Genomic DNA, 25,395 nt, shown 5'->3' on the forward strand with positions numbered 1-25,395 from the left:
GAAGTCCACTTAGCTGGGGCATAAAACAGGGGCATTCCCGGCAGCGGTGGCGCTCCGGGTTGTTCGTTTATTCATTCAGAAGAGTAGTGGCTGGGATGGTAGGATTCGAACCTACGATCTACTGTACCAAAAACAGGTGCCCTACCGCTAGGCCACATCCCATCACTGGGCGTTATTTAGTCTGGGTTTCGCGATGGTGCAAGACCTGAATGCAGAAAAAATGCAGAGTCTTGGGTGAAATTTATTCCTTTGCGGCTTCTTCGGTCAGCAGGTCGCTTTCTGTCCCCGCGCGCTCCTGGTCAACGATCTGCTCTAACGCTTTCTCGGCATTTGCATCGACGTCTTGGGGTGTGGTTGATGGCGGGCTTGTCTGTGGGGCTTTGGGCTTTGACGGTGCCCCTGATACATGGTCGATCAATCGGTAAGTGGGTTCCGGCATGGCAAATCCGGCGCGGTCAAAGGCTGCGATCACCAGGCGAATTGCCTCGCCTCTGGCGAGATTGATGCTGGTATCGGTTTGGTTCACCCAAGCGGCAAACTGCAGTGAAATTGTGCTGTCACCAATCGTTTCGATCCAAACGCTTGGCTCTGGCGTGTCGAGGACGAAGGGCAATGAAACCAGCGTTTCCAGACCAAGGGTGCGGGCGGCAGCGAAGTCTGTGTCGGGGGCCATCCCCAGTTCGAAGGTAAAGCGGCGCTCGGCGTTGCGGGTGTAATTTACGATTCGGCTTTTGAACACGGTCGAATTGGGAATCCGAATGTGATTGCCATCAAAGCTGAGCAAGATGGTGGCGCGGCTGGTCAGGCGGATCACATTGCCGGTGTCGCCGTCAATCTCGACGGTGTCATTGGGGCGAAACGGTTGACGCACCGAAAGCATGATCGACGCGATGAAGTTTTCGACCGTGTCGCGCACGGCAAAACCGATCGCCAGACCAACGATCCCGGCGGCACCCAAAATGCCAGACAGCAGGGCCGTGGCACCGATGATATCAAGGGCAATGACCAGAGCGGCGACCATAAACGACAGCCGGATGACCTGCCTGTAGATATCGGCGATAAACGCATTGGGGGCGATTCTGTCCCATGGCTGCCGCCGACTTGCGATAAAGAAGCCCAGCAAGACGATGCTGGCGAAGACCGCCAATGCGATGGCTGCCAAGGGCAAAAACGCAACAATCTGCGCGGCGCGGGCTTTGAAGCGGTCAAGGACGGGATCGAGGCGTTCGGTCACATCGGTAGTTTCCGTCACCTCGTTTTCGATCGCAACGACACCTTCAATGCGACCGACTAGGTCAGTCAGTTGCTTGGCCTTTTGCGCATCGACCGTGGTGCCGGTCAAAGTGACGATGCCAGCCGAAACCGTCGCAGTTACGTTCGCATACCCGTCCAGTTCGGCCAGAATGTCACGGATGCGCTTTGCTATGGCGCGGTCATCGCTGGCGCTGTCTTCGACGGCAATCGTGCCGGTTGGTTGACCGCTGGTATCCTGGGCCGCGGCCCCCAAGGGGATCATCAGGCAAAGCACCAAAGCTAGATATCGCATCATTTATCTCCCTAAGTCGGTCCTGTCCGGCACTGCTCGGCGCACACTGGAATTTTTGAAAATTCCGGTGTGCGCCGCGCTGTTACGCTGAACAATCGACCAATATCGCGCCTGTCCGGGCTCCGGCTTCAACAGCCTCGTGGGCGCGTATTGTGTCGGACAGAGGGAATATCTGTTCGACGGGGCACTCCAAGGCTCCTTCGGCCAAAGCCTGATGGACCTTGTCGATGGCGATGCGGCGTTGTGAGTCTGTCAGAAGATAGACCAGAATAATATCTATCGTGACCGCTTTGAAAAGCAGGGGCAAAAACGGCAGGGTCGGGGTCATTTCCTTGGCCGAACCATAGGCCGCAATGCGACCGTTTGGTTTGATCACTTCTGCATCCAGCCCGATGTTCACGCCGAACTCCACCTCGATCACCGTATCGACCGGCTTGCCGTTGTTCGCGGCCAGCACCTGTTCCAACAGGTCGGGCGAGGCATAGTCCAGCACCACATCAGCCCCGGCTTTGCGGGCGCGGCGTGCGCCGTCTTTGCCCGCAGTTGCAATCACCCTTGCGCCCGCCCATTTGGCCAGTTGCACGGCCAGATAGCCGACGGTGCCAGCCCCGCCCTGAATCAGGATGGTCTGGCCTTTCACATCTTCACCGTTGAAAATCGCGTGGCCGGCTGTCAGCGCAGGGATGCCAAAGCTCGCGGCGGCCTCAAGCGATACATCATCGGCCAGATCGACCGCCTGGGCCGACGGCAGCGCGATATGGGTTGCTGCTGTGCCAAAGGGACGTTGCCACTGGCCGTTCCAGATCCAGACGCGCTGGCCGATCCGCGCGCGATCGACGCCTTCGCCAACCGCTTCGATCACGCCGGCACCATCGCTGTGTGGAATAACCTGATCAAAGGGGGGCTTTGTCATCCCGGGTCTGCCGCGCCGCGATTTGACGTCAGAGGGGTTCACGCCCGAAAAGGCAAGCCGCACCAGAACTTCGCCTTGGGCCGGGGTGGGGGTCTCAAGCTCGACCAGTTTTAGGACATCGCGGGCTTCGCCCAAGGTGGAATAGGTAATCGCGCGCATAATACTGTCCTTGTGCTGTCAAATTTCAGCGGACGGTATGTCCGCGACCCTACACTAGTCGCGGATCTCTTGGGCGCCAACGCCCCATAACCGCGCCTTGGGTGCCCAGCCTTTGTATCCGTCGGCGCGTAAAAAACACCATTCAAGACTGCATTCACCAAGCCGCGCAATGGCACCGACCTCGAATTCGGCGGCAACGGGTGCATTCGGATCGGGGCGCACCAGCAATTTCATCTTGTCTTGCTCGATCAGCACGGTGCGTGTCCCCGACAGCAGCGAATAATGTACCCAGCCGCCCATGCCGTCACGGTCTTCGACGCGGCGCCAGTGACCGTGTTCAGCCGTAATCAGCAACGGCATATCGCGGTGTTTGAAGACCCAGTCGATCCTGTGTGTCAGGGACGGGCCGCGGCGCACGTTGCCCTCGGCGGCCTTCATCGACACGAAACGGGGAACAGGCAGGTTCGTCACCTGGCCAAGCTCTGCTGCTGCAAGAACCGTGCTGAAAGCTAATGGAATCGATACAAGCGCACCCATCAGGGCGATGCGGAACTTCGGTGTCATGACAGCCTGCTTGATGTTTTGTGGTTGATTTATTGCTCTTTTACGCCGCGAAGTTCTTGTGCCTCGTCGCCGCTTGGGACACCATGCCATCAAGCAAAGCGCAAAGCCAGATTTGGGAGGCTCAAAATGTCAAAGCAACCGCTAAGTGTTGTAGTCACGCGACGGTTGCCGGAGGTCGTGGAGAAGCGATTGTCGGAACTTTTCAAGGTGACATTGCGTGAAGATGATACGCCAATGACACGCGCCGAACTGGGCGAGGCCATGAAAACAGCCGATATTCTGGTGCCCACGGTCACGGATGAAATCGACGCGGCCCTGTTGGGGCAGGCGGGTGATCAATTGAAATTGATCGCAAATTATGGCGCAGGGGTTGACCATATTGATGTGATGACAGCCCGCCAGCGCGGGATTCTGGTGTCCAACACGCCCGGCGTTCTGACAGATGATACGGCCGACATGACCATGGCGCTTATTCTGGCCGTGACCCGCCGCATGTCCGAAGGTATGGCGCAGATGCAATCTGGCGACTGGAAGGGCTGGGCCCCGACGGCGTTGCTGGGGGGGCGGGTCAGCGGCCGCCGTTTGGGTATTCTTGGCATGGGCCGTATCGGTCAGGCTGTGGCGCGCCGTGCGGCTGCCTTTGGGATGCAGGTGCATTATCACAACCGCCGCCGCTTGCGCCCCGAGGTCGAAGAAGCCCTGGGGGCCACCTATTGGGAAAGCCTGGACCAGATGGTCGCGCGTATGGACGTGCTCAGCATCAACTGCCCGCATACGCCGAGCACCTTTCACCTGATGAACGCCCGCCGTCTGAAATTGATGAAGCCGGAGGCGGTGATCGTGAACACCTCGCGCGGCGAAGTGATCGACGAAAATGCGTTGACGCGGATGCTGCGGGCCGGCGAATTGCAAGGTGCCGGTCTGGATGTTTACGAGCACGGGACCGACATCAACCCGCGCCTGCGCGAGATGGATAACGTGGTTTTGCTGCCGCATATGGGATCGGCCACATTGGAAGGCCGGATCGAGATGGGCGAAAAAGTCATCATCAACATCAAGACATTCGAAGACGGCCACCGCCCGCCGGATCAGGTTGTCCCGTCGATGCTGTAAATCTTCTCTCACGGAGGGAGCCTTCCCATGCGTATGACCCTTACTGCCCTTGCATTTCTTATGGCCAGTGGGGCGCTTGCGCAGCAGGCTGCCGATAGCGTCGCCCCCGAGGCTGCCAGCAGCGGCGCGTTCAATGCGATGTCGCCCGGGGTGGCCGCTGCCTTTGCCGCCAAGGATGCGGGCAAGCCGGTGGTGGCGGAAAACTGGATGGTTGCTGCCGCCAACCCTCATGCCGTTCAGGCCGGTGCGGATGTATTGGCAAAAGGCGGCACAGCGGCGGATGCGCTGGTGGCAGTTCAGGCGATGCTGGGTCTGGTCGAGCCGCAAAGCTCGGGCCTTGGGGGCGGTGCGTTTCTGGTCTGGTATGACGCGGGCAGCGGGGAAATCACCACATTGGACGGGCGCGAAGCAGCGCCTTTGGCCGTGACGCCGCAATTATTCCAGAACGACGCAGGCGAGCCGCTCAAATTCTTTGATGCCGTTGTTGGCGGGCGATCTGTCGGCACCCCCGGCACGCCCGCCTTGCTAGAGACCGTGCATCAACGTTGGGGTGCGCTCGACTGGGGAGACCTGCTGGCACCCGCCGCAGCGATGGCGGAAACGGGTTTTACAGTGTCGCCGCGCCTTGCGAGTCTTGTTGCGGCTGATGCGGAACGGCTAGGATCATCCCCGACAGCGGCGGCGTATTTCCTGCCCAACGGTGCCGCCATTCAGGCCGGTGATACGCTGAAAAACCCCGATTATGCGCAGACTTTGACAGCTATGGCGGCAGGCGGTGCAGGGGCCTTTTACACCGGTGATATCGCGGCGGATATTGTGGCTACGGTTCAGGGCGCGACAGGCAACCCCGGCGTGTTGTCCCAAGTCGATCTGTCGATCTATCAGGTCAAGGAACGCCCGGCCGTTTGCGCCCCCTACCGTGCGCACGAGGTCTGCGGGATGGGCCCGCCGTCATCAGGCGCATTGGCTGTCGGGCAAATTCTGGGGCTGCTTGAAGGCTATGACCTAAGCGCGGGCCCCAACGATCCCAACGTCTTGCGGCTGATCGGCGATGCCTCGCGCTTGGCCTTTGCCGATCGGGGCCGCTATGTCGCTGACAGTGATTATGTCCCTGTGCCGGTGCAAGGTATGCTGGACCCGGCCTATCTGGCAGAGCGCGGCAAACTGCTGTCTGGTGATGACGCGCTGCCCGAAGTCGCCCCCGGCAAACCCGCATTCGATCACGCCTTGAACCGGGCCGATGACATGGCGATTGAACTGCCCTCGACCTCGCATATCTCGATTGTGGATGGCATGGGGAATGTGGCCAGCATGACCACGACGATTGAAAACGGGTTCGGCAGCCGCCTGATGGTGCGGGGGTTTCTGCTGAACAACGAGCTGACTGATTTTTCGTTCAGCAGCCATAAAAACGGTATCCCGATCGCCAACAGGGTAGAGCCGGGCAAGCGGCCCCGTTCGTCCATGGCACCGACAATCGTGATGAAAGACGGCAAGCCCGTGCTGGCCGTTGGCAGCCCCGGTGGCAGCCGCATCATCGGGTATGTCGCAGGCGCGATTATTGCGCATCTCGATTGGGGTCTGGACGTGCAGCAAGCCGCAAGCTTGCCCCATGCCGTGAACCGCTTTGGCACCTATGATCTGGAAGAGGACACGGAAATGGCGGTTTCGGTCGACGCTTTGGAAAACCTTGGCTACAAGACATCCACGCGGGCGCTGACATCGGGCCTGCACATGATCGCCATCGGTGACGGTCTAAGCGGCGGTGCAGATCCGCGCCGCGAAGGCATCGCCCTTGGTCAATAACCAAGGGACGAACAGATATGGTACAGCCGACAGACCTGCCTAGAAACGAAACCGGAATCGCCACCGTTTTGGGGATCTTGAAGCAGCAATTCGCAGAGCAATTCCAAACCGGACAAGCGATCCGCGAACAGCATGGCCATACAACGACCTGGATCAAGAACCAGTCCCCCGATGCGGTGGTCTTTGCCCGCTCTACTCAGGATGTGGTCGACGCTGTCAAAGTATGTGCCGCGCATAAGGTGCCGGTCATTGCCTTTGGCACCGGAACGTCACTTGAGGGGCATGTGAACGCGCCCGCCGGTGGGATTTCGATTGACCTGTCGCAGATGGACCGCGTGCTGGAAGTGAATGCAGGTGATCTGGATTGCCGTGTGCAGCCGGGCGTGACCCGCGAGGCGCTTAACACCCACCTGCGCGATCAGGGGCTGTTTTTCCCGATTGATCCGGGTGCCAACGCATCCCTTGGCGGGATGACGGCGACGCGGGCATCGGGCACCAATGCCGTGCGCTATGGCACGATGAAGGATAACGTGATCGCGGTCGAAGCCGTTATGGCCGATGGGTCGGTTATCCGCACAGCACAACGCGCGCGCAAATCGTCAGCCGGCTATGATCTGACACGGCTGATGGTCGGGTCCGAAGGCACGCTTGGGATCATCACGGAAATCACCTTGAAATTGCAGGGCATCCCCGAGGCCATCAGTTCGGCGCGCTGTTCGTTCCCCTCGGTCGAGGCCGCCTGCGAGACGGTGATGAACGTCATCCAATACGGGCTGCCCGTCGCGCGGATCGAGCTGCTGGATGCGATGGTTGTCAAAGCGGTCAATAGCTATTCCAAACTGTCGCTGCCCGAAACGCCGATGCTGCTGCTGGAATTCCACGGATCGGATGCGGGTGTGGTCGAGCAGGCCGAAACTTTCAGCATGCTGGCCGAGGAAAACGGTGGATCGGATTATCAGGCGACCACCACGATGGAGGAACGCAACAAGCTGTGGCAAGCGCGTCACGACGCCTATTGGGCGATGCTGGCGCTGCGTCCCGGCTGCAAGGCCGTGGCGACCGATGTTTGTGTTCCGATCTCTCGGTTGGCCGATGCGGTGGGGGCGGCGAATGACAAGGCCGCCGAATTGGGATTGATCGCGCCGATTGTCGGCCATGCGGGGGATGGCAATTTCCATGCGTCCTTGTTGCTGGACATGGACAACGCGGACGAGGTCGCGCGGGCGGAGGAATATGTGAGCTGGTTGAACGGTTTGGCCATTTCCATGGATGGCACTTGTACCGGTGAGCACGGGATCGGGCAGGGCAAACGGCCCTATCTGGTGAAAGAGCTTGGCGATGCGGCGGCGGTCATGGGAATGATCAAACGCGCGTTGGACCCCGACAATATCATGAACCCCGGCAAGATTCTTCCCGCGTGATCCAAAGGACGCGCTCACGCGCGACATGATGTTTGCCCCTGCGTCCCGCAGGGGCGTTTGATGCCTCCGGCGGGGATTTAATCCCATTTGGAAAGGGTTTGCGGGGTTGGTTTTTCGGGCCGCGTCGCATTTGAGCTGTCATGGGTCGGCTGGGCTGTGCGTTTTATGCTGGGGCTGTTAAATATCGGCGCAACCCTTAGTCCGGCGGAGCATTGGATTCATGAAAACACACGTCAAAGCATTGGTTGTCGGCGGCGGTGCCGTCGGAACTTCGATCGCGTATCATCTGGCCCGCGCAGGCTGGGACGATGTCATGTTGCTGGAGCGCGACGAGCTGACCAGCGGGTCGACGTGGCATGCGGCGGGCCTGTTGCCCTATTTCAACATGTCCTATGCCACGACGCATATTCATGATTATTCGATCAAGTTTTACAAAACGCTTGAAGAAGAGACCGGGCTGAATGCGGGCTTTGCGGTTGTGGGCAATTTGCGCATGGCGCAGACCGACGAGCGTATGGATGAATATATGCTTTATGCCGCCACAGCCGAGACCTGTGGGGTGCCCTATGAGTGGCTGACCCCTGATCAGATCAAGGCGAAATGGCCGTTGATCCGCACCGAGGATTTAAAAGGGGCGATCTATCACCAGACGGATGGCTATATTAACCCTGCCGATGTGACCATGGCGATGGCCAAGGGTGCGCGCCAGCGCGGCGTTGTGATTGAACGTAAATGGCAGGCGGATGCGTTTCACTGGAACGGTGAGGCGTGGGAAGTGACGGTGACCAAGATGGTCGAGCGCGGCGGCAACCTTGTGCCGTCGGACGAGCAGGTCGTGATTACCGCAGAGCATGTGGTGACCGCATCGGGCAACCACGCGCAGCGCACCGCCAAGATGCTGGGCATCAAGATGCCGGCCATTCCGGTCGAGCATCAGTTTATTGTCATGGATCAGGACCCCGAGTTGGTGAAATTCCGCAAGGGCGAGGGCAATGTCGAACATCCGGTTATTCGCGACGCTGATGCGCAGTCTTATGTCCGCGAGGAACGCGGTGGCTGGATCTTGGGTGTCTATGAGAAACACGCGCCGGCGCGGTTTGAATATGGCGTGCCGGACAGTTTCCGTGCCGATCTGTTCCAGCTGGATCTGGACCGGATCGAAGACCAGTATATGGCGATGAACCACCGTATCCCGTCGGCTGAAAGCTGCGGGCTGAAAGATGATTTCAACGGGCCGATTTGCTATACGCCTGACGGCAACCCGCTGGTGGGGCCAGCACCGGGCCTGCGCAATATGTGGCTGGCCGAAGGGTTCTCGTTCGGGATCACGGCGGCGGGCGGTACCGGCTATTATCTGGCGCAATTGATGGTGAACGGCGAGGCCGACATCGACATGGCGTCGCTGGACCCCAAACGCTATGGCGACTGGATGACCACGGAATATGCCGCGCGCAAGAACGAGGAAGCGTATGAGCATGTTTATATCCTGCACCACCCTGACGAAGAGCGCCCTGCGTGCCGCCCGCTGCGCACATCGCCTGCCTATGACCGTCAGGCCGCACGGGGGGCGCAGTTTGGTCATGTGAACGGCTGGGAACGCCCCAACTATTACGCGCCCATGGGGTTCAACGATCACGACGCGCGGTCTTTCCGGCGCGGGGGCTGGTGGCAATATGCGGTTGAGGAAGCCAAGGCGATCCGCGAGGGCGTGGGCCTGATTGATGCAACGGCCTTCACCAAGCATCTGGTCAAAGGGCCGGGTGCCACGGAATTCCTCAACTGGTTCACCTGTAACAAGCTGCCCTCGGTGGGCCGGATCAACCTGACCTATGCGCTGACCGGCCACGGCACGACCCGCACGGAATATACCATCGTGCGTTTGGCCGAGCATGAATATTACCTTGTTTCGGCCGGTGCCTGGACAGCCTATGACAGCGACTACCTGCGCAAGGCGATCGAGGATAAGGCACCTGAATTCGGCTATATCGAATGCCATGACGTGACCACGCAATGGGGCGTTTTCGCCATCGCGGGGCCGAAATCGCGCGATGTGTTGAAAGAGATCGTCAAGGACGCCGACCCCGAAACCGTGCTGTCCAACAAGCGGTTCCCGTGGCTGACCATGCGCAATATCGAATTGGGCATGGTGCCGGTGCGCGCCATCCGCGTCGCCTATACTGGTGAACTGGGCTGGGAACTGCACCACCCGATCGAGATGCAGAACCACCTGTTTGATCTGCTGGAAAACGCGGGCGAAAAGCACGGGATGAAGCTGGTTGGCGCACGGGCGCAAAACTGGCTGCGTCAGGAGAAATCCTATCGCGCGTTTGGCACCGAATTGGGCCGTGATGCGACCCCGCTTGAAGCGGATCTGCCGCGCTTTGTCGACTTGTCCAAAGACTTCTATGGCAAGGATGCGATGCAGGAACATGGCATTCGCGCGCAATGCGTGACCGTGTTGATCGACGGGCCGGATGATGCTGATCCGTGGGGCCGCGAGGTACTGTATCATGGCGACACACGTGTTGGGCGTCTGACCTCGGGCGGGTATTCGGTGGCTTTCGGGAAATCCATCGGCATGGGCTATGTCAAACCGGAACAAGCGTCCGTCGGGACCAAGCTGAAGGTCAAGATGTTTGACCAGCTTTGGGATGCTGAGGTGGTTGAAGACAGCCCCTATGATCCGAAAAACGCAACGATCCGGATGGACGGCTGAGCGTCTATTTCGGGCACCGCTTTGCTGGTGTCTGTTGCAAAATCAAAGGCCAGCCGTGTTTGATACGCGGCTGGCCTTTCGCGTTTTACCGCGGTTAACGCACCTGCCGTCGGGCCAGCCAGCTGTCCCAACTTGCAGCGCTGCCTGAATAGACGTTGATATCCAGATCACCCAAGGCACCGGGGACGCGGCCTGTGCTGGTGTATTGCCAGAACGTCCAACGCTCGCTCGGGTATTTCTCGGACGGATGGGCGGCGGTCGAGCGCAGCCAGAATTCGACACCGCGCAGGCGGCCCATCTGGTTTTTCTCGTAAAAATCGGGCGTGGTGTAAATGACGGGTTGCTGGCCGTAATGCGCCTTTAGGATGCGCAGGAAGGTTTGTGTGTGGCGGCGCACGGTTTCAGCGGGCGGGCGCAGGGTGCAGGTTGGCGAAAACGGGTTCCATTCCATGTCCAGCACGGGGGGCAACATGCCGGGGGTCTTGGGGACGTTTTGGATGAACCAGCGGGCCTGAACCTGCGGCGTGGTGCAGAAATAATAGAAATGATAGGCCCCGCGCGCCACGCCTGCGCGACCTGCGCCCTGCCAGTGATTGGCAAACATCGGGTCCAGCAAATCGCCGCCTTCGGTCGCTTTGATAAAGGCAAAGTTGACGCCGTTTCTGCGCGCCTCGCCCCAGTTCAGCGGGCTTTGGAAACGGGCGACGTCAATGCCATGCACGGCATAGCTTTGCGGGGTGCGGCCTGTCCACTCATGGGGTTTACGATCACTGAAATTCGCCGATGTAACAGTGCCAAGGGGGACCGACACTTGCGGTGTCCCACACGCGGCAAGAGCAAGGGCGGTTAGCACGGCAAGGATGCGGAGCGGCGACATTGTCAGGGCTTTCTGGCCGGGGTGCCAAAGCGGTTGGCGGGGCAGGGCGAGGCCTGCGCCGGGGGGTGTTTTACGGTCATGGGCGCAGCCTGTCTGGCCGCAATGCAGCGACAGTTTCACGAGACAGCGGCGAGGTGCGTCCGAAGGTCAAATCGGCCACCAGTTGCGAGGCCGCAGGGCTGGTTTGGAACCCGTACCCGCCCTGGCCTGCGCACCAGATGAAATCGGCATGATCGGGATCAGGCCCCAACACGAGGGTCCGGTCGGGGGCAAAGCTGCGCAAACCGGCCCATGTTGAAATCGGCTTGGTCAGCGGGATGGCGACCATGTTCTGATAGCGCTCCAACCCTTCGGCCAGCACCATATCATCGGCCCATGCGTCATGGGGTTCGACCGGGTCTTCGTCAGCCGGTGAAATGATCAGCGCGCCCGCGTCAGGTTTCGCGTACCATGTTTCATTGACGCCAAAGAACATCGGCCAGCGCGCGGGATCATGCCCGCCGGGGGCCGCAATCCGCGCCATCGACCGCCGGTGCGGCACAATCCCAAGCGGCGGGACACCTGCCATCACCGCAATCTGGTCGGCCCATGCACCGGCTGCATTGACGATCTTTTGCGCGTGCAGTTTTTCACCGCCGGTTTCAACCTCCCAGCCCGATGGGCCATGGCTGATGGCGGTCACAGGATGACCCGTTCTGATGGTGCCGCCGTTGCTGCGCAGGGTCTTGGCGAAATCCTGCATCAAACGGTCCGTGTCGATGTCATGGGCATCGGCATGATAGCCCGCAAAGGCGACCTTTTCGGGGTCCAGCACCGGCACCATGGCCAGTGCTTCGGCCTTGGAAATCCGGCTGAGGCCCATTGTTTCCAAATTGGCATCAAGGGCCGCTTCCTCGTGTGTGCCCGCGACAATCATCAAACCGCGCTGCGTCAGATACCCGCCATTCGCGTCATTCAGAGAGCCGACACTGGCACGGTTCAGTGCCTGCACCGACGGGGCACCGTAATTCTGTTCAATCAACGCGGCAGATCGACCCGAGGCGTGATAGCCAAGCGCCTTTTCCGCCTCGATCAGGGTGACCTGTGCATCTGCCGACAACCGTGCCGCCGCAGAAATGCCAGCAATGCCGCCGCCGATTACGATGATATCTGTCATGACTGTTCTTCAATCCGGTCTGTCGCTGGGGGCGGGGTCGGTGAAAGGGCTGTGATCTTGGCGTAAAGATCGGCAGGCATGTCAAAGGTCATCGCTGCCAGGGATGGTGCCAGTTGTTCCGCCGACCGGGCCGAGATGATCGGCGATGGCCCCGTGGGATGGGCCGCAACCCAGGCAACAGCCAGCGTCGCAGGGTGAACCCCCATGTCAGCGGCGAGATCGGCCAACCCTGCGGCGGCCTGATGCATCACATCGGGCGCATAGCGCGCGGCATAGCGGTCATCCTGGGTCAAACGGCCAGCCTCGCCCTTGGCGTATTTACCGGTCAGCAAACCACCCCCAAGAGGGGAATAGGGCGCGACAAGAATGCCCAGATCATCGGCCATCGGCAGGATTTCAACCTCGGCCTGCCGTTTGACCAGATTATACATCGGCTGGATCACGGCGATATCCAGATCGAACTTGGCTGCGATCCCGGCGGCCTTGACGACCTGCCACGCGGCAAAGTTTGACAGTCCGATGTGACGGATATGGCCCGCAGCCTTCATTTCGGCAAAGGTTTCGAATGTCTCGTGCATGTCTGTATCGGGGTCAAACCGGTGCAGGTACAGCACATCAAGCGTGTCGAGCTTCATCCGGCTGCGCGACGTTTCGCAGGATTTCAGCAGATTGGCGCGGCCCGATCCCCCGTCATAGGCAGCCTTGGTCGCGATGATCAGGTCATCGCGGTGTGCGCCGAGAAAACTGCCCAGCAGTGTTTCGGATGCCCCGCCCGTATAGACATGGGCCGTGTCGAAATGGGTGATCCCTGCATCAATACAGGCATCGAACATGGCGCGCGATGCATCGGCATCTGCGCGCCCGCCAAATTGCATGGTGCCAAAAGCAAGGCGGCTGGCGGGGGTGCCGTTGGGGCTGGTCAAGGTATGTTTCATCCTCAAACCGTGCCACGGCACGCCCGCCTTCGCAACGTTGATCTTAGTCGTTCATCGCACCCTTTTCGGTAGCGCGCTGATAGGCCGGGCGGTTGTGGATCATATCTACAAATCCGGCCAGTGCCGGATAGCGCGCTGCCCCGTCGCCGCCGCGCATGGCGATCTCGGCTGGAAAGCTGAGCATGATATCCGCCGCCGACAGGCTGTCCTGAACAAAATGACCCGAGGGGCGCACAAGGCTGTTCATATAGCTGAAATGGCTGTGCAATTCGTCCTTGATCCGCGGGTGCAGCGGGGCACCGGCGTCACCCAACCGGCTGACATAAAGGTTCAGCAAGATCGGTGTCATCGCAGAGCCTTCGGCGAAATGCATCATCTCGAGATGCTGCAAATAGGCGGGGGTGCCTTGGTCGGGGATCATCCGGGGGGCGAAGCGCGCGCAAAGCGTTTCGGTGATTGCGGCGCTTTCGGCAACCAACACATCGTCGATCTCCAACATCGGGGATTTCCCCAAAGGGTGCACCAGTTTCAGTTCGAGCGGCGCAAGGTTGGTCTTTGCATCACGCTTGTAGGGGACGATTGTATAGGGTTGCTCGATCTCTTCGAGCAGCCACAAAATACGGTGAGAGCGGGACCTGTTGAGGTGATGAATTTTGATCATGCCCCCGACGATAGCGTTTTGATCCGCAATGGGTAGTCAAATGATACGCTCTTGCGCGCAGATCCCTGCGGATTCTGCGCCTTTGGCGGCGGACCATGACACAGATCAATGTTTGTCACGCGCCAATCGTCGATACATGCGTAAAACGGGATATGTTTATGGATGTGGCATCAATCTTGGAAACTGCGGGCGAACCGACAATCGCGGCCTTGGCCGGATTGGTCGCCGGCATCATCTTTGGGCTCTCGGCCGAGCAAAGCCGGTTCTGCCTGCGCGCCGCCGCAGTCGAAGTCGCGCGCGCGACACTTGGCCCGCGCATGGCGGTGTGGCTTTTGACGTTTTCAACCGGGCTGCTGTGGACGCAGGTGATGCACGTCACCGGTATCATTGATCTGGGGACCAGCCGTTGGCTTGCCTCGCCGGGGACGCTGTCGGGGGCGATCATCGGTGGCATGATCTTTGGCGTCGGGATGATCCTTGCGCGCGGCTGTCCGGGGCGACTGCTGGTTCTGGGGGCCACGGGCAACCTGCGTGCGATCCTGTCCGGCCTCGTCTTTGCCGTCTTTGCCCAGATGAGCCTGGATGGCGCGTTATCCCCCCTGCGCGAGGTCATATCCGGCACGTGGATCACCCATGGGCCGAACCCCAATATCCTGTGGGAATTGCACCTTCCCAATGGCACCGGCATCGCGATCGGCATCGCTTTTGCGGCGTTGGCGCTTGTCATAGCGTTTCGCAACCGGGTGTCATTGGTCACCCTTTTGTTCGGCTGCGGCGTCGGGTTTTCGGTCGCGGCGGGATGGTACCTGACCTACACGCTGTCACAAATCAGCTTTGATCCGGTGCCCGTTGGCAGCCTCACGTTTTCGGGGCCATCCGCCGATACGTTGATGTATCTTCTGTCGGCGGAGTCCGTGCTGGAATTCGATGTCGGCCTTATTCCCGGCGTGGCCATCGGGGCGTTTTTGTCGGCACTGGTGGCCGGGCGGTTGATCTGGCAAGGCTGGGACAGTGCGCGGTCGATGCAGCGCTATCTGACAGGGGCCGCGATGATGGGGTTTGGCGCGATGACAGCGGGCGGCTGTACCATCGGTGCCGGTGTGACGGGCGGATCAACCTTTGCGCTGACCGCCTGGGTGGCATTGGTGTCGATGTGGCTGGCGGGTATGGCCGCAGACCGGTTGATTGACTAAGCGCCCCATCCGGCCAGCGACCCACACCGGCCTAGCAGGTTTGACAGCCCATTTCGCGGGTCGGCCCGACAGGGGTATAGCCTTCTTTCAGAACCCGCAGCATCCCGCCTTGAACATCGACGACCGGATAGTCGACCAAACCGGCAATCTGTTGGGCCGCGCGCGAGGTCCGGTTGCCAGAGCGACAAATCAACGCCAGACGCTGACCTTGAGCCAGATGTGGCGCGACGGCTTGCAGGAAGCTCTCGGGTGCGGCGTATGTTATCAAAAGCGCCCCTTCGATGACGCCGGTCTCTTTCCATTCCTCGGGGCGTCGAATGTCGACCACTACGGTTTCGGGGTCGGACGCCAGGGCCGATCCGGACAGCGCCTCAAGGGTTACATTCTGCGCAGTCGCACGCCCGCCCAAGGTGATCAGGCCGACCGCTGCTGCGATTGCAGCAACGCCAGCGGCTAAAAACGTTCGCTTTTGCATCACACGTGATCCTGAAGCTTGCGCCAGGCATTCAGCCCGCCGCCGATGAACGTCGCATTTGCATAGCCCATTTGCTTGAGCGTCGCGGCCGACAAAGCCCCCCGGTTATAGGCGTTGCAATAGCACAATATCGTCGTGTCCAGATCAGGCAGAACCCCTTCGACATTCATTTCCAGTTTGCCGCGACTGATGTTGAGAGAGCCCGGAATATGGTCCTTTGCATGTTCATCAGGGTCGCGGATGTCCAAGGCGACGGCACCGCGCTCCATCAATGCGGCGACATCTTGGGGTGCGACTTCTTGAACCTGCGCGCGTGCGTGGTCCGCCAGGTTTTGGAATTTTTCGGTATAGCCCATCTGAGTTCCTTTCAGAAATCCTCTGAGCGATAATACATTCAATTAAATGCATATGTAAATGCGGCAATCACACAACGCCAAAAAAAAAGGCCCCGCGCAAGCAGGGCCTTTCGTCATCGCGCAGGATATCCGATTAGTTCGGGATATCGCCTGTGATGCCTTCAACGTAAAAGTTCATGCCAGCCAATGTGCCGTCATCCGCTGTTTCGCCATCGGCCAGAAAGTCAGATCCGTCCTGCTTTTTCAGCGGGCCGGTGAACGGGTGGTAAGACCCGTCTGCGATGGACGCTTTCAACGCCAGTGCTTCGGCTTTCACATCTGCAGGTACCGCATCTGTGATTTCGCCGATGCCAACCATGCCAGCGCCGATACCGTCCCATGTGTCTGTCGACGTCCATGTGCCGTCCATCACGGCTTTGGTACGCGCGATATAGTAGGGGGCCCAGTTGTCGATGATCGACGACACGCGCGGCATGGGTGCGTATTGCGCCATGTCGGATGCCTGACCAAAGGTGATCACGTTACCCGCTTCCTGGGCTGCGGCCTGTGGCGCGGTGGAGTCTGTGTGCTGCAATACAACATCAGCACCCTGTTCGATCAACACCTTGGCTGCGTCCGCTTCTTTTGCGGGGTCGAACCATGTGTAGGCCCAGACGATCTTGAACTCGACGTCAGGGTTAACCTTTTTGGCGTGGATATAGGCAGAGTTGATGCCACGAATAACTTCGGGGATCGGGAAGGAACCGATATAGCCGATGATGTTCGACTTGGTCATCTTGCCCGCGATGTGGCCCTGAATCGCACGACCTTCGTAGAAGCGCGCGGAATATGTCGATACGTTGTCGGCACGCTTGTAGCCGGTGGCGTGTTCGAATTTCACATTCGGGAACTTGGCCGCAACGTTGATCGTCGGGTCCATATAACCAAAGGAAGTGGTGAAGATCAGGTCGGCACCGTCCAGCGCCATCTGTGTCATCACGCGTTCGGAATCGGGGCCCTCTGCCACGTTTTCAACGAACACGGTTTCGACCTTGTCGCCGAATTCCTTTTCAACGGCCAAACGGCCTTGGTTGTGCTCGTATGTCCAGCCGCCGTCGCCCACGGGGCCCACGAAGACAAAGCCGACTTTGGTCTTGTCGTCGGCAAAAGCGCCGCCCGCAAGACCGATCGCCAGCGCAGCGCTGGCGAGGAGTGTTGATAGTTTCATTACATAGTCCCCTAGTTATTCTGCCCTTTTATCGGGCATTTTGAAGTGTGACCCCGTTAGGACGAGGCATGGAAAGTGCGGCCAAGCGATGCCGGGGCACTGCTTTTATCGGCAGAAAGAACCACCAGCACAAGGATGGTGATGATGTAGGGCGACATTGCCAGATACTCTACAGGAATGGCAACGCCTGCACCTTGTAGATTTAGCTGCAACTGTGTGATTCCGCCAAATAAATAGGCACCCAGCAGCAGACGCCACGGCTTCCAGCTGGCAAAGACGACCAGCGCAAGCGCGATCCAGCCCACGCCGGCGGTCATTCCTTCGGTCCATTGGGGCACACGGATCAGGCTGATATAGGCCCCGCCCAAGCCAGCACAGGCCCCGCCGAACATGATGGCCAGCGTGCGTATCCGCACCACCTTATAGCCAAGCGCATGGGCCGCATCATGGCTTTCGCCGACCGCACGCAGGATCAGACCCGCGCGGGTGAATTTCAACATCACCCAAACCGCGATGACCATGGCAATGCCCAGATACAACATGATGTCATGGGAAAACAGAACCGGCCCCAGAACCGGAATATCGTGCAGCGGGCCAAAGTTCACTTCGGCCAGACGGGGCGGTTTGATCCCGACATAGCTTTGCCCCAGCAGCGCTGAAAACCCCAAGCCGAACAACGTCAGCGCAAGCCCCGACGCGACCTGATTGGCCAGCGTGATCTGCGTCAGGAAGGCGAACAACAGGCTCAGCAGCGCGCCGCCTGCAGCCGCCGCCGCAAACCCCAGCATGGGTGACCCGGTTTCCACTGCGGTGGCAAAGCCGCAAATGGCCCCCATGATCATCATGCCCTCGACGCCCAGATTAAGGACACCTGATTTTTCAACGACCAGTTCCCCCAATGCGGCAAAAATCAGCGGCGTCGCCGCGACCAGAAAACCGGCAACGAACAGAACGGGATTGATGGCTGACAGATCCATTATGCGACCTCCGCCCGGCCAAAGCGCAGCCGGTAATTTGTGAAAAGATCAAAGGCGAGCAGGAAGAACAGCAACATGCCCTGAAACACCTGAATGGCAGCAGCGGGCAGACCCAGCTGGCTTTGCGCGATGTCGCCCCCGATATAGGTCAAGGCCATCAACCCGCCCGCCAGCAAAATGCCAATTGGATGCAACCGGCCCAGAAAGGCCACGATGATGGCGGTGAACCCGTAGCCCACGTTGAAATCAATGGTGATCTGACCTGCGGGGCCCGCGACCTCGAACATACCTGCAAGGCCCGCAAGCAGCCCGGACATCCCCATGCAGAACAAAACCAGCCGCACCGGGTTTACGCCTGAAAACTTTGCGGCCCTTGGTGCTTCGCCGGTCACCCGGATGGCAAAGCCCAGCCGGTGCCGCGCCAGCAACACATAAGCAAAGATCACCGCAATCAACGCCGCGACAACCCCCCAATGCATGCCCGATCCCGTGATCAGCTCCGCATTATGGGCGGATGGGTATTGCTGCAAATTCCGGCTGCCGGGAAACCCGAACCCTTCGGGGTTTTTCAAAAGGCCAAGGGCCATCGAGGCCAGAAACTGTTCCGCCACATAGACCAGCATCAAAGACACCAAAATCTCGTTGGTGCCGAATTTGACCTTCAAAACCGCCGGGATCATCGCCCAGATCCAGCCGCCCAACGCACCCGCCAACACCATCAGGGGAAAGATCAAGACGCTTTCGGTCGGATAGAACGCCAACCCCACCCCCGCGCCGAAAATCGCCCCCATGATATACTGGCCTTCCGCGCCAATATTCCAGATTCCCGCCTTGAACCCCAGGGACAAGCCGATGGCGATCAACACCAAAGGGGCCCCTTTGATCAACAATTGCGGGCGATAATAAAACGCAAAATCACCAAACAGCGGCTCCCAGAAAATCGTGGCGATCGACGCCAGCGGGTCCTTGCCCAATGCGGCGAACAAAAGCCCGCCAAAAACCATGGTCGCCAAAACCGCCAAAACGGGCGCTGCCCAAGAAAACGCCTGACTTGCCTGCGGCCGTTTCTCAAGCCTTACCATGCTGTGCCCCGCATTTCATTTTGCCAAATAAACTTCACGGGGGTGTGGGGGTGTGAAACCCCCACTTCTGTCATGTCAAACATGCGCGACCTCCATTCCGTGGGCACCGCCCATCATCAACCCGATCTCGTCCACCGTCAGGCCCTGCGCGGGGCGCGGCTCTGACAGACGGCCTTCGTTCAGGGCGGAAAACCGGTCCGAGATTTCCATCAACTCGTCCAGATCCTGACTGATCACAATAACGGCGGCCCCGTTTTCGGCCAGATCCAGCAACGCCTGCCGGATCGCCGCCGCGGCCGAGGCATCAACCCCCCATGTGGGCTGGTTCACAACCAATACTTCAGGGCGCTGTAACACCTCGCGGCCGATGACGAATTTTTGCAGGTTCCCGCCAGACAGCGCGCGCGCGGCGTTGCCGGGGCCGGGGGTGCGCACGTCAAATTCCTTGATGATACGCTCGGCAAACCGTCTTGCGGCGGGCCAGTCCAGCATCCCGCCCCGTTCGAGGTTTTCGCGCACGGCACCGGTCAACATCGCGTTTTCGGTCAATGTCATATCGGGGGCGGCGGCATGACCCAGCCGTTCTTCGGGGGCCGCGAGAATACCCAGAGCCCGCCGCGCGATAGGGCCCAGCTGGCTGATATCGTGGTCCTTGAACCGGATCATACCCGCACCGGAAGGCTGTTCGCCGGACAGCGCCGCCAGCAATTCGTCCTGACCGTTGCCTGCAACGCCGCCGATGCCGAGCACTTCGCCGGCGCGGACCTGAACGCTGATATCCCGCAAAGGCATACCAAAAGCCGAGGGGGATTTCGCGTTCAACCCCTGAATGTCCAAAAGCACCGCGCCGGGGGTCTTGCCTGCGCGCAATGGCGTTTTCAGGATGCTGCCCACCATCATTTCCGCCATATCGCGCGCGGATGTTTCCGAGGGCGTGCAATGGCCGACCACCTTGCCCAAACGCAGAATGGTGGCACTGTCACACAGGCTCCGGATCTCTTCGAGCTTGTGCGAGATGTACAAGATCGCCGTCCCTTCGGCGCTGAGCTTGCGCAGGGTCTTGAACAGGATTTCGACTTCTTGCGGGGTCAGAACCGAAGTCGGTTCGTCCATGATCAACAGTTTCGGGTCTTGCAAAAGGCAGCGAATAATCTCGACCCGCTGACGTTCCCCGGCCGAAAGGTCGCCAACAATCCGGTCGGGCGACAGCGGCAGGCCATACGCCTCGGACACGTCGCGGATTTGCTTGCTCAGCGCGCGCAGCTTGGGGGCGTTTTCCATGCCCAAGGCGATGTTTTCCGCAACGCTCAGCGCATCGAAGAGCGAAAAATGCTGGAAGACCATGCCAACCCCGGCCGCCCGCGCAGCACGTGGTTCGCTGGGGTGAAACGCCGCGCCGTGCATCTGCATTGTGCCGCTGTCAGGTTTGACCAGACCATAGATCATCTTGACCAGCGTTGATTTGCCCGCCCCGTTTTCCCCCAACAGCGCGTGGACCTCGCCCGGGGCGATTGTCAGCGACACATCGTCATTCGCCACTACGCCGGGATAGGCTTTGGTCAGTCCTGAAAGGGCAAGAAGGGGTGCAGTCATGATCCGGCCTTTGGTTGAGCGTCTAATCGGGTGCCGCCCAACAGCGCGGCAACGACCCCTTGTGCAATGTCGGAGGGGCGTTTTCCAAGGGTTTTGTCACCGATGGGGCAAGTGATTTGCGATGGATCATGGCCCATCGCCGCCAAACGTCTGGAAAAGCGGGCCCATTTCGTGTCTGACCCGATCAATCCGACGCTGGCAGCCTTGCGGGTCAGCAACGCGTCACACAGCGCCAGATCAATGTCATGGGAATAGGTGAAAATCAGGTGATGCGCGTCTTGGGGGGCGCGCAGGGCCAGACGCGGCATGTCACGCGCGGGCACAATGGTGATGGTATCCGCGACAGAGGCGGGGAAACGGGTGATGTCGCTGTCGACCCATGTCAGGTCAAAGGCACCGGCAGGTGCCGCAGCAACCACAGCGCGCCCGACATGGCCCGCGCCCCAAAGCCACAGCTGTTGCGGCGCGCCGTGGGTGGTGGGGGAAGCCATCGCAACCGGTTGCGGATCGGTTTCGCGTTGCTGGTCGGTGAAAGACAAGGTGACCGCGCCGCCGCAACATTGCCCGAGGTTCGGGCCAAGCGGTATTTTCAGCGTATGGGCCGCGCGCCCCTTGGCAAGCATTTCGCGCGCGGTCTGAATGGCCTGATGTTCAAGGGCACCGCCACCGATGGTGCCGGCGATGTCTTGTGCCGTTACCTTCATCGCGGTGCCCGCATCCCGCGGGGTCGAGCCGCGCGTGGCGGTGATCTCAATATATATTGCGTCGCTCATGCGCGGGCCTTGAGGGTGGCAGCCAGCACTGCCTCAGCGGTCGCGGGCGTTTGCAAATCAGCGTAGTTCGGACCGCAGGCGCGGGTCGCGTCCGACAGTGCCATGAACGCAGAAATCCCCAGCATCAGGGGCGGTTCGCCCACGGCTTTGGACCGGTACACCGTTTGTGCAGGGTTGGGTTGATCCCACAGGGCCACGTTGAAGATATCCGGCCGGTCCGAGATCGCGGGAATTTTATAGGTCGATGGCGCATGTGTTTTCAGCGTGCCTTGATCATCCCACACCAGTTCCTCGGTGGTCAGCCATCCGGCCCCTTGCACATAGCCACCTTCGATCTGGCCAATATCCAGTGCAGGGTTCAGCGAGGCACCTGCGTCATGCAGAATATCCGCCCGCAGGATGCGGTTTTCACCGGTCAAAGTGTCAATCACCACCTCGGTCACGGCGGCCCCATAGGCAAAGTAAAAGAACGGGCTGCCTTGTCCGGTGATGCGGTCCCATTTGATGTCCGGCGTTTTGTAAAATCCGGTCGAGGACAATGAAACGCGGTGTTCATAGGCAGAGGCGGCAGCTTGGGCAAAGGTGATTTCACCATCGCCAACCCGGACCATGCCATCCACGAATTCGACGGCATCGGGGGTGGTTTGGTGCAATTCGGCCAGATGCACCGCGATGCGGTCACGGATCGTGTCGCAAGCGGCCTGAACCGCCATGCCGTTCAGATCGGTCCCCGAAGACGCGGCCGTGGCCGAGGTGTTGGGCACTTTGCCGGTATCGGTTGCAGTGATCTTGACCGCGCTGACCTCCACGCCAAAGCGGCTGGCGGCGACTTGGGCGATCTTTTGGAACAACCCCTGACCCATTTCGGTACCGCCATGGTTCAGATGGATCGAGCCATCATTATAGACATGCACCAACGCTCCGGCCTGATTGAGATGGGTCAGGGTGAATGAAATGCCGAACTTGACCGGCGTCAGTGCGATACCGCGTTTCAGAACCGGCTGGCTGGCGTTCCATGCGTCAATGGCAATACGGCGGGCCGCATAGTCTGATGTGGCCACCAACCGGTCGGTCAGGGCGTTGATGATCCCGTCGGTGACAGGCTGGTGATAAGGCGTGGTCTGCACCTGATCGCTGGGCGCATCGGCATAGTAATTCGCGCGGCGCACCGCCAGCGGATCAGCGCCAAGGTGATGGGCAATGTGATCCATCACCCGTTCGATGCCGACGATCCCTTGGGGGCCGCCGAAACCGCGAAAGGCCGTGGCACTTTGGGTGTTGGTGCGCAACCGGTGCGAGGTGATGCGGATGTTATCCAGATGATAGGCGTTATCGGCGTGCAGCATTGCACGGTCTGCCACGGGTAGGGATAAGTCCATCCCCCAGCCGCAGCGGGTGAAATGGGTGAAATCCAACGCGGTTATTTTGCCGCTGGCATCAAAGCCGACGGTATAGTCGATCCGGAAATCATGGCGCTTGCCAGTGATGATCATATCGTCATCGCGGTCATAGCGCATCTTGCAGGGCCGTCCGGTTTTCGACGCTGCAACGGCGCAAGCAATCGCCAGCGCGTTGCCTTGGCTTTCCTTGCCGCCAAATCCACCGCCCATGCGCCGCGTCTCTACCCGGACGGCATGCATCGGCACGCCAAGGGCTTCGGCGACCTTGTGCTGGATTTCGGTCGGGTGCTGGGTCGAGGAATGGACAACCATGTCGCCATTGTCCTGGGGCAGGGCAAGGGCGGCCTGACCTTCGAGGTAGAAATGTTCCTGTCCGCCGATGTTGATCGTGCCGGTCAGGGTTTGGGCCGCTTGGTCCAGCGCCGTGGCGGCATCGCCTTTTTGATAGATGCGCGGGCCGTCCTCGAACCGGCTGTTGGCGGCAAGCGCCTGTTCGATCGTCAGGATCGGGTCGGTTTTTTCAATGTCGATTTGCCCCAATCGCGCCGCATGGCGTGCGGCCAGATGGCTGGTGGCAATCACCATGAACAAGGGCTGACCCGCGTAATGCACCGCATCCGTCGCCAGCAAAGGTTCGTCATGGTTGGAAGGCGACACATCATTGCTAAAAGGCAGATCGCCCGCGGTCAGGACCGCCGCCACCCCCGCGGCATCACGCACCGTGCTGAGGTCCATCGAGACCAGTTTGCCAGCGGCAACCTTGCTGAGACCAAAGGCGATATGGAGCGCATTTGCGGGCACCGGAATGTCATCGACATACCGCGCGGCCCCGGTGACATGGAGCTTTGCTGCATCATGGGGCAGGGGGGTTGCGACGCTCATGCTGTCACCGCCTGTATGTCAGTGCTGATGCCCTGAGCTTCGAGGAAATACCGCATCAGCATGTTTTGCGCGGTTTGCAGGCGATAGCTGGCAGAGGCGCGCATGTCGGAGAGCGGTTGGAAATCTTTTGCAATCAGCGTCATGGCGGTTGCGAAACTGGCTTCGGTAAAGGGCTGGTTTAGCAATGCGGCCTCGGTCTTTGCGGCGCGTTTGGGTGTGCCTGCCATGCCGCCAAAAGCGATGCGCGCATCGGTGATGGTGCGACCCTCGCGGGTGAGGTTGATGCAGCCACAGACCGCCGAGATGTCTTGGTCAAACCGCTTGCTGAGCTTGTAGCAGCGCAGGGTGTCGGGTTGCTTGGGGACGGTGACCGCCTCGACAAATTCGCCGGGCGCGCGGTCTTGTTTGCCGTAGGCGATAAAGAAATCCTCGAGCGGGAGGCTGCGGCGTCTGTCGCCGTGGCGCAGATGCAATGTAGCCCCCATGGCGATCAGCCCTGGCGACCCGTCCCCGATGGGCGAGCCGTTCGCGATATTGCCGCCGATGGTCGCGGCATTGCGCACCTGGGTTGATCCGTAACGGCGTAGCATCGTGGCGAGGCTGGGATGATGGGGCGCGAAATGGGCCTCGAGCTCAGTGATCGTGGTCATTGCACCGATGCGCCAGTGATCGCCTGCATCCGTAATGCCGCGCAGGTCGTCGATCCTGTTCAGAAAGGCGGTTGGGCCGAGGCTGCGGAACTGCTTGGTCACCCAAAGGCCGACATCCGTGGCCCCGGCGATCAGGGTGGCATCGGGGTTGGCGGCGTACCAGCGTGCCAGATCATCGGTGGTGGTGGGCTGGATATGTTGAGGGGGCTGTCTGCCCCCGTCCGGCTGCGCCGGCCCCCCCGAGGATTTTGGTCCATTTGGAATGCGCAGGTTTTTGAGGTGGTGGGGGACGGGTTCGTTTTCCGCAGCTTGTGCGGCGCGGATGATCGGGGCGTAGCCGGTGCAGCGGCACAGGTTTCCGGCCAGTTGGGTGTCGTGGTCGGTGGCCCCGTTCAGGTGGGCGGTGGCCATGGTGACCGCAAAGCCGGGGGTGCAAAAGCCGCATTGGCTGCCGTGGTGGTCGATCAGGTTTTGCTGGACAGGGTGCAGTGTGCCATCGGGCGCGCTGAGGCCTTCGACGGTTGTTACTGATTTACCGTTGATCTGGGGTAGAAACAGGATGCAGCCGTTCAGGGCGCGGTGACCTGTATCGTCGCTGATCATGACGCTGCACGCACCGCAATCGCCTTCGTTGCAGCCTTCTTTGGTGCCGGTCAGGTGTTTGGTTTCGCGCAGCCAGTCAAGCAGGGTTGTGGTGGGAGAGATGCCAGTCAGCGACACGACTTCCCCGTTGAGGAGAAAAGTGATGTCCATAGGTTCGTTCCGCCGCGGTACCGGGGCCCATGATATGCGCGGGGTTCGATGCGACGTAGAACGCGGCGCGGGCAAATGCTGAGCGAGGCTAAGCGCGGGCGTGTGGTCTTGGCAAGGGGTTTCCTGTTTCATGCGGGGGAATGACCGGCGCGTGCCGAAATTATTGGCATGACGCGTCAGCGGGTAT

The 25,395-nt window shown here is 60.1% G+C and carries 21 protein-coding genes and 1 tRNA gene; 5 read left to right on the top strand and 17 right to left on the bottom strand.

The window, feature by feature from the left end; all coding sequences use genetic code 11:
- Positions 1–87 precede the first annotated feature (87 nt).
- From HGT1_RS01635 to HGT1_RS01650, 4 genes are all read right to left on the bottom strand, one after another.
- Positions 88–162, bottom strand: a tRNA-Gln gene (locus HGT1_RS01635).
- A gap of 79 nt (positions 163–241) precedes the next feature.
- A complete protein-coding gene (locus HGT1_RS01640; RefSeq protein WP_308791268.1) occupies positions 242–1,549 on the bottom strand; it encodes a mechanosensitive ion channel family protein in 1,308 nt (435 codons plus the stop codon).
- Between the two features lie 79 nt (positions 1,550–1,628).
- Positions 1,629–2,618, bottom strand: a complete 990-nt coding sequence (locus tag HGT1_RS01645; protein WP_176248229.1) for an NADPH:quinone reductase — start codon at positions 2,616–2,618, stop codon at positions 1,629–1,631.
- A 54-nt stretch (positions 2,619–2,672) separates the two neighbouring features.
- Positions 2,673–3,182 carry an SH3 domain-containing protein gene (locus HGT1_RS01650; RefSeq protein ID WP_176248230.1) on the bottom strand — a complete coding sequence of 170 codons (510 nt, stop codon included), beginning with the start codon at positions 3,180–3,182 and terminating at the stop codon, positions 2,673–2,675.
- 126 nt (positions 3,183–3,308) lie between these two features.
- Between HGT1_RS01650 and HGT1_RS01655 the strand changes: the two genes are divergently transcribed.
- The 4 genes from HGT1_RS01655 to HGT1_RS01670 all read left to right on the top strand — a co-directional run bounded on the left by HGT1_RS01655 (position 3,309) and on the right by HGT1_RS01670 (position 10,238).
- Complete coding sequence (locus HGT1_RS01655) at positions 3,309–4,295, top strand: D-glycerate dehydrogenase (protein WP_176248231.1); 987 nt, start codon at positions 3,309–3,311, stop codon at positions 4,293–4,295.
- 27 nt (positions 4,296–4,322) lie between these two features.
- The gene (gene ggt / locus HGT1_RS01660; RefSeq protein ID WP_176248232.1) at positions 4,323–6,101 is read left to right on the top strand and encodes a gamma-glutamyltransferase; all 1,779 of its coding nucleotides are present in this window, start codon (positions 4,323–4,325) and stop codon (positions 6,099–6,101) included.
- A gap of 17 nt (positions 6,102–6,118) precedes the next feature.
- The gene (locus HGT1_RS01665) at positions 6,119–7,522 is read left to right on the top strand and encodes an FAD-binding oxidoreductase (RefSeq protein WP_176248233.1); all 1,404 of its coding nucleotides are present in this window, start codon (positions 6,119–6,121) and stop codon (positions 7,520–7,522) included.
- Positions 7,523–7,742: 220 nt separating this feature from the next.
- Complete coding sequence (locus tag HGT1_RS01670; RefSeq protein ID WP_176248234.1) at positions 7,743–10,238, top strand: FAD-dependent oxidoreductase; 2,496 nt, start codon at positions 7,743–7,745, stop codon at positions 10,236–10,238.
- Between the two features lie 94 nt (positions 10,239–10,332).
- Here the strand turns inward: HGT1_RS01670 and HGT1_RS01675 are convergent, their stop codons facing one another.
- From HGT1_RS01675 to HGT1_RS01690, 4 genes are all read right to left on the bottom strand, one after another.
- Positions 10,333–11,115, bottom strand: a complete 783-nt coding sequence (locus tag HGT1_RS01675; RefSeq protein ID WP_176248334.1) for a GH25 family lysozyme — start codon at positions 11,113–11,115, stop codon at positions 10,333–10,335.
- 76 nt (positions 11,116–11,191) lie between these two features.
- Positions 11,192–12,271 carry an FAD-binding oxidoreductase gene (locus HGT1_RS01680; RefSeq protein WP_176248235.1) on the bottom strand — a complete coding sequence of 360 codons (1,080 nt, stop codon included), beginning with the start codon at positions 12,269–12,271 and terminating at the stop codon, positions 11,192–11,194.
- Positions 12,268–13,206, bottom strand: coding sequence for an aldo/keto reductase (locus HGT1_RS01685; RefSeq protein ID WP_176248236.1), 939 nt, complete (start codon positions 13,204–13,206; stop codon positions 12,268–12,270). Before HGT1_RS01685 ends, HGT1_RS01680 begins: the two co-directional genes overlap by 4 nt.
- A 43-nt stretch (positions 13,207–13,249) precedes the next feature.
- Positions 13,250–13,867: a glutathione S-transferase family protein gene (locus tag HGT1_RS01690; protein ID WP_176248237.1), complete on the bottom strand. Its 618-nt coding sequence runs from the start codon at positions 13,865–13,867 to the stop codon at positions 13,250–13,252.
- Between the two features lie 95 nt (positions 13,868–13,962).
- Between HGT1_RS01690 and HGT1_RS01695 the strand changes: the two genes are divergently transcribed.
- Positions 13,963–15,060 (top strand): YeeE/YedE family protein, encoded by a 1,098-nt coding sequence (locus HGT1_RS01695; RefSeq protein WP_308791269.1) that lies wholly within the window; start codon positions 13,963–13,965, stop codon positions 15,058–15,060.
- A 31-nt stretch (positions 15,061–15,091) separates the two neighbouring features.
- Here HGT1_RS01695 and HGT1_RS01700 read toward each other — a convergent pair whose 3' ends face one another.
- The 9 genes from HGT1_RS01700 to xdhA form a co-directional block, all read right to left on the bottom strand.
- Positions 15,092–15,535: a rhodanese-like domain-containing protein gene (locus HGT1_RS01700; protein ID WP_176248238.1), complete on the bottom strand. Its 444-nt coding sequence runs from the start codon at positions 15,533–15,535 to the stop codon at positions 15,092–15,094.
- Positions 15,535–15,891: a rhodanese-like domain-containing protein gene (locus HGT1_RS01705; protein WP_176248239.1), complete on the bottom strand. Its 357-nt coding sequence runs from the start codon at positions 15,889–15,891 to the stop codon at positions 15,535–15,537. Before HGT1_RS01705 ends, HGT1_RS01700 begins: the two co-directional genes overlap by 1 nt.
- A gap of 133 nt (positions 15,892–16,024) precedes the next feature.
- Positions 16,025–17,098 (bottom strand): BMP family ABC transporter substrate-binding protein, encoded by a 1,074-nt coding sequence (locus HGT1_RS01710; RefSeq protein WP_176248240.1) that lies wholly within the window; start codon positions 17,096–17,098, stop codon positions 16,025–16,027.
- A 56-nt stretch (positions 17,099–17,154) separates the two neighbouring features.
- Positions 17,155–18,075 (bottom strand): ABC transporter permease, encoded by a 921-nt coding sequence (locus HGT1_RS01715; RefSeq protein ID WP_176248241.1) that lies wholly within the window; start codon positions 18,073–18,075, stop codon positions 17,155–17,157.
- Entirely contained in the window at positions 18,075–19,157 is a 1,083-nt protein-coding gene (locus tag HGT1_RS01720; protein WP_176248242.1) for an ABC transporter permease, read from the bottom strand. Before HGT1_RS01720 ends, HGT1_RS01715 begins: the two co-directional genes overlap by 1 nt.
- A 75-nt stretch (positions 19,158–19,232) precedes the next feature.
- The gene (locus HGT1_RS01725; RefSeq protein WP_176248243.1) at positions 19,233–20,750 is read right to left on the bottom strand and encodes an ABC transporter ATP-binding protein; all 1,518 of its coding nucleotides are present in this window, start codon (positions 20,748–20,750) and stop codon (positions 19,233–19,235) included.
- The gene (gene xdhC / locus HGT1_RS01730; protein ID WP_176248244.1) at positions 20,747–21,523 is read right to left on the bottom strand and encodes a xanthine dehydrogenase accessory protein XdhC; all 777 of its coding nucleotides are present in this window, start codon (positions 21,521–21,523) and stop codon (positions 20,747–20,749) included. Before xdhC ends, HGT1_RS01725 begins: the two co-directional genes overlap by 4 nt.
- Positions 21,520–23,805: a xanthine dehydrogenase molybdopterin binding subunit gene (gene xdhB, locus HGT1_RS01735; RefSeq protein WP_176248245.1), complete on the bottom strand. Its 2,286-nt coding sequence runs from the start codon at positions 23,803–23,805 to the stop codon at positions 21,520–21,522. The genes xdhC and xdhB overlap by 4 nt, the downstream gene beginning before the upstream one ends.
- Complete coding sequence (xdhA, locus tag HGT1_RS01740) at positions 23,802–25,208, bottom strand: xanthine dehydrogenase small subunit (RefSeq protein WP_176248246.1); 1,407 nt, start codon at positions 25,206–25,208, stop codon at positions 23,802–23,804. The genes xdhB and xdhA overlap by 4 nt, the downstream gene beginning before the upstream one ends.
- Positions 25,209–25,395 lie beyond the last annotated feature (187 nt).

The sequence above is a fragment of the Sulfitobacter sp. HGT1 genome (assembly GCF_013282155.1).
Taxonomy (GTDB): Bacteria; Pseudomonadota; Alphaproteobacteria; order Rhodobacterales; family Rhodobacteraceae; genus Sulfitobacter.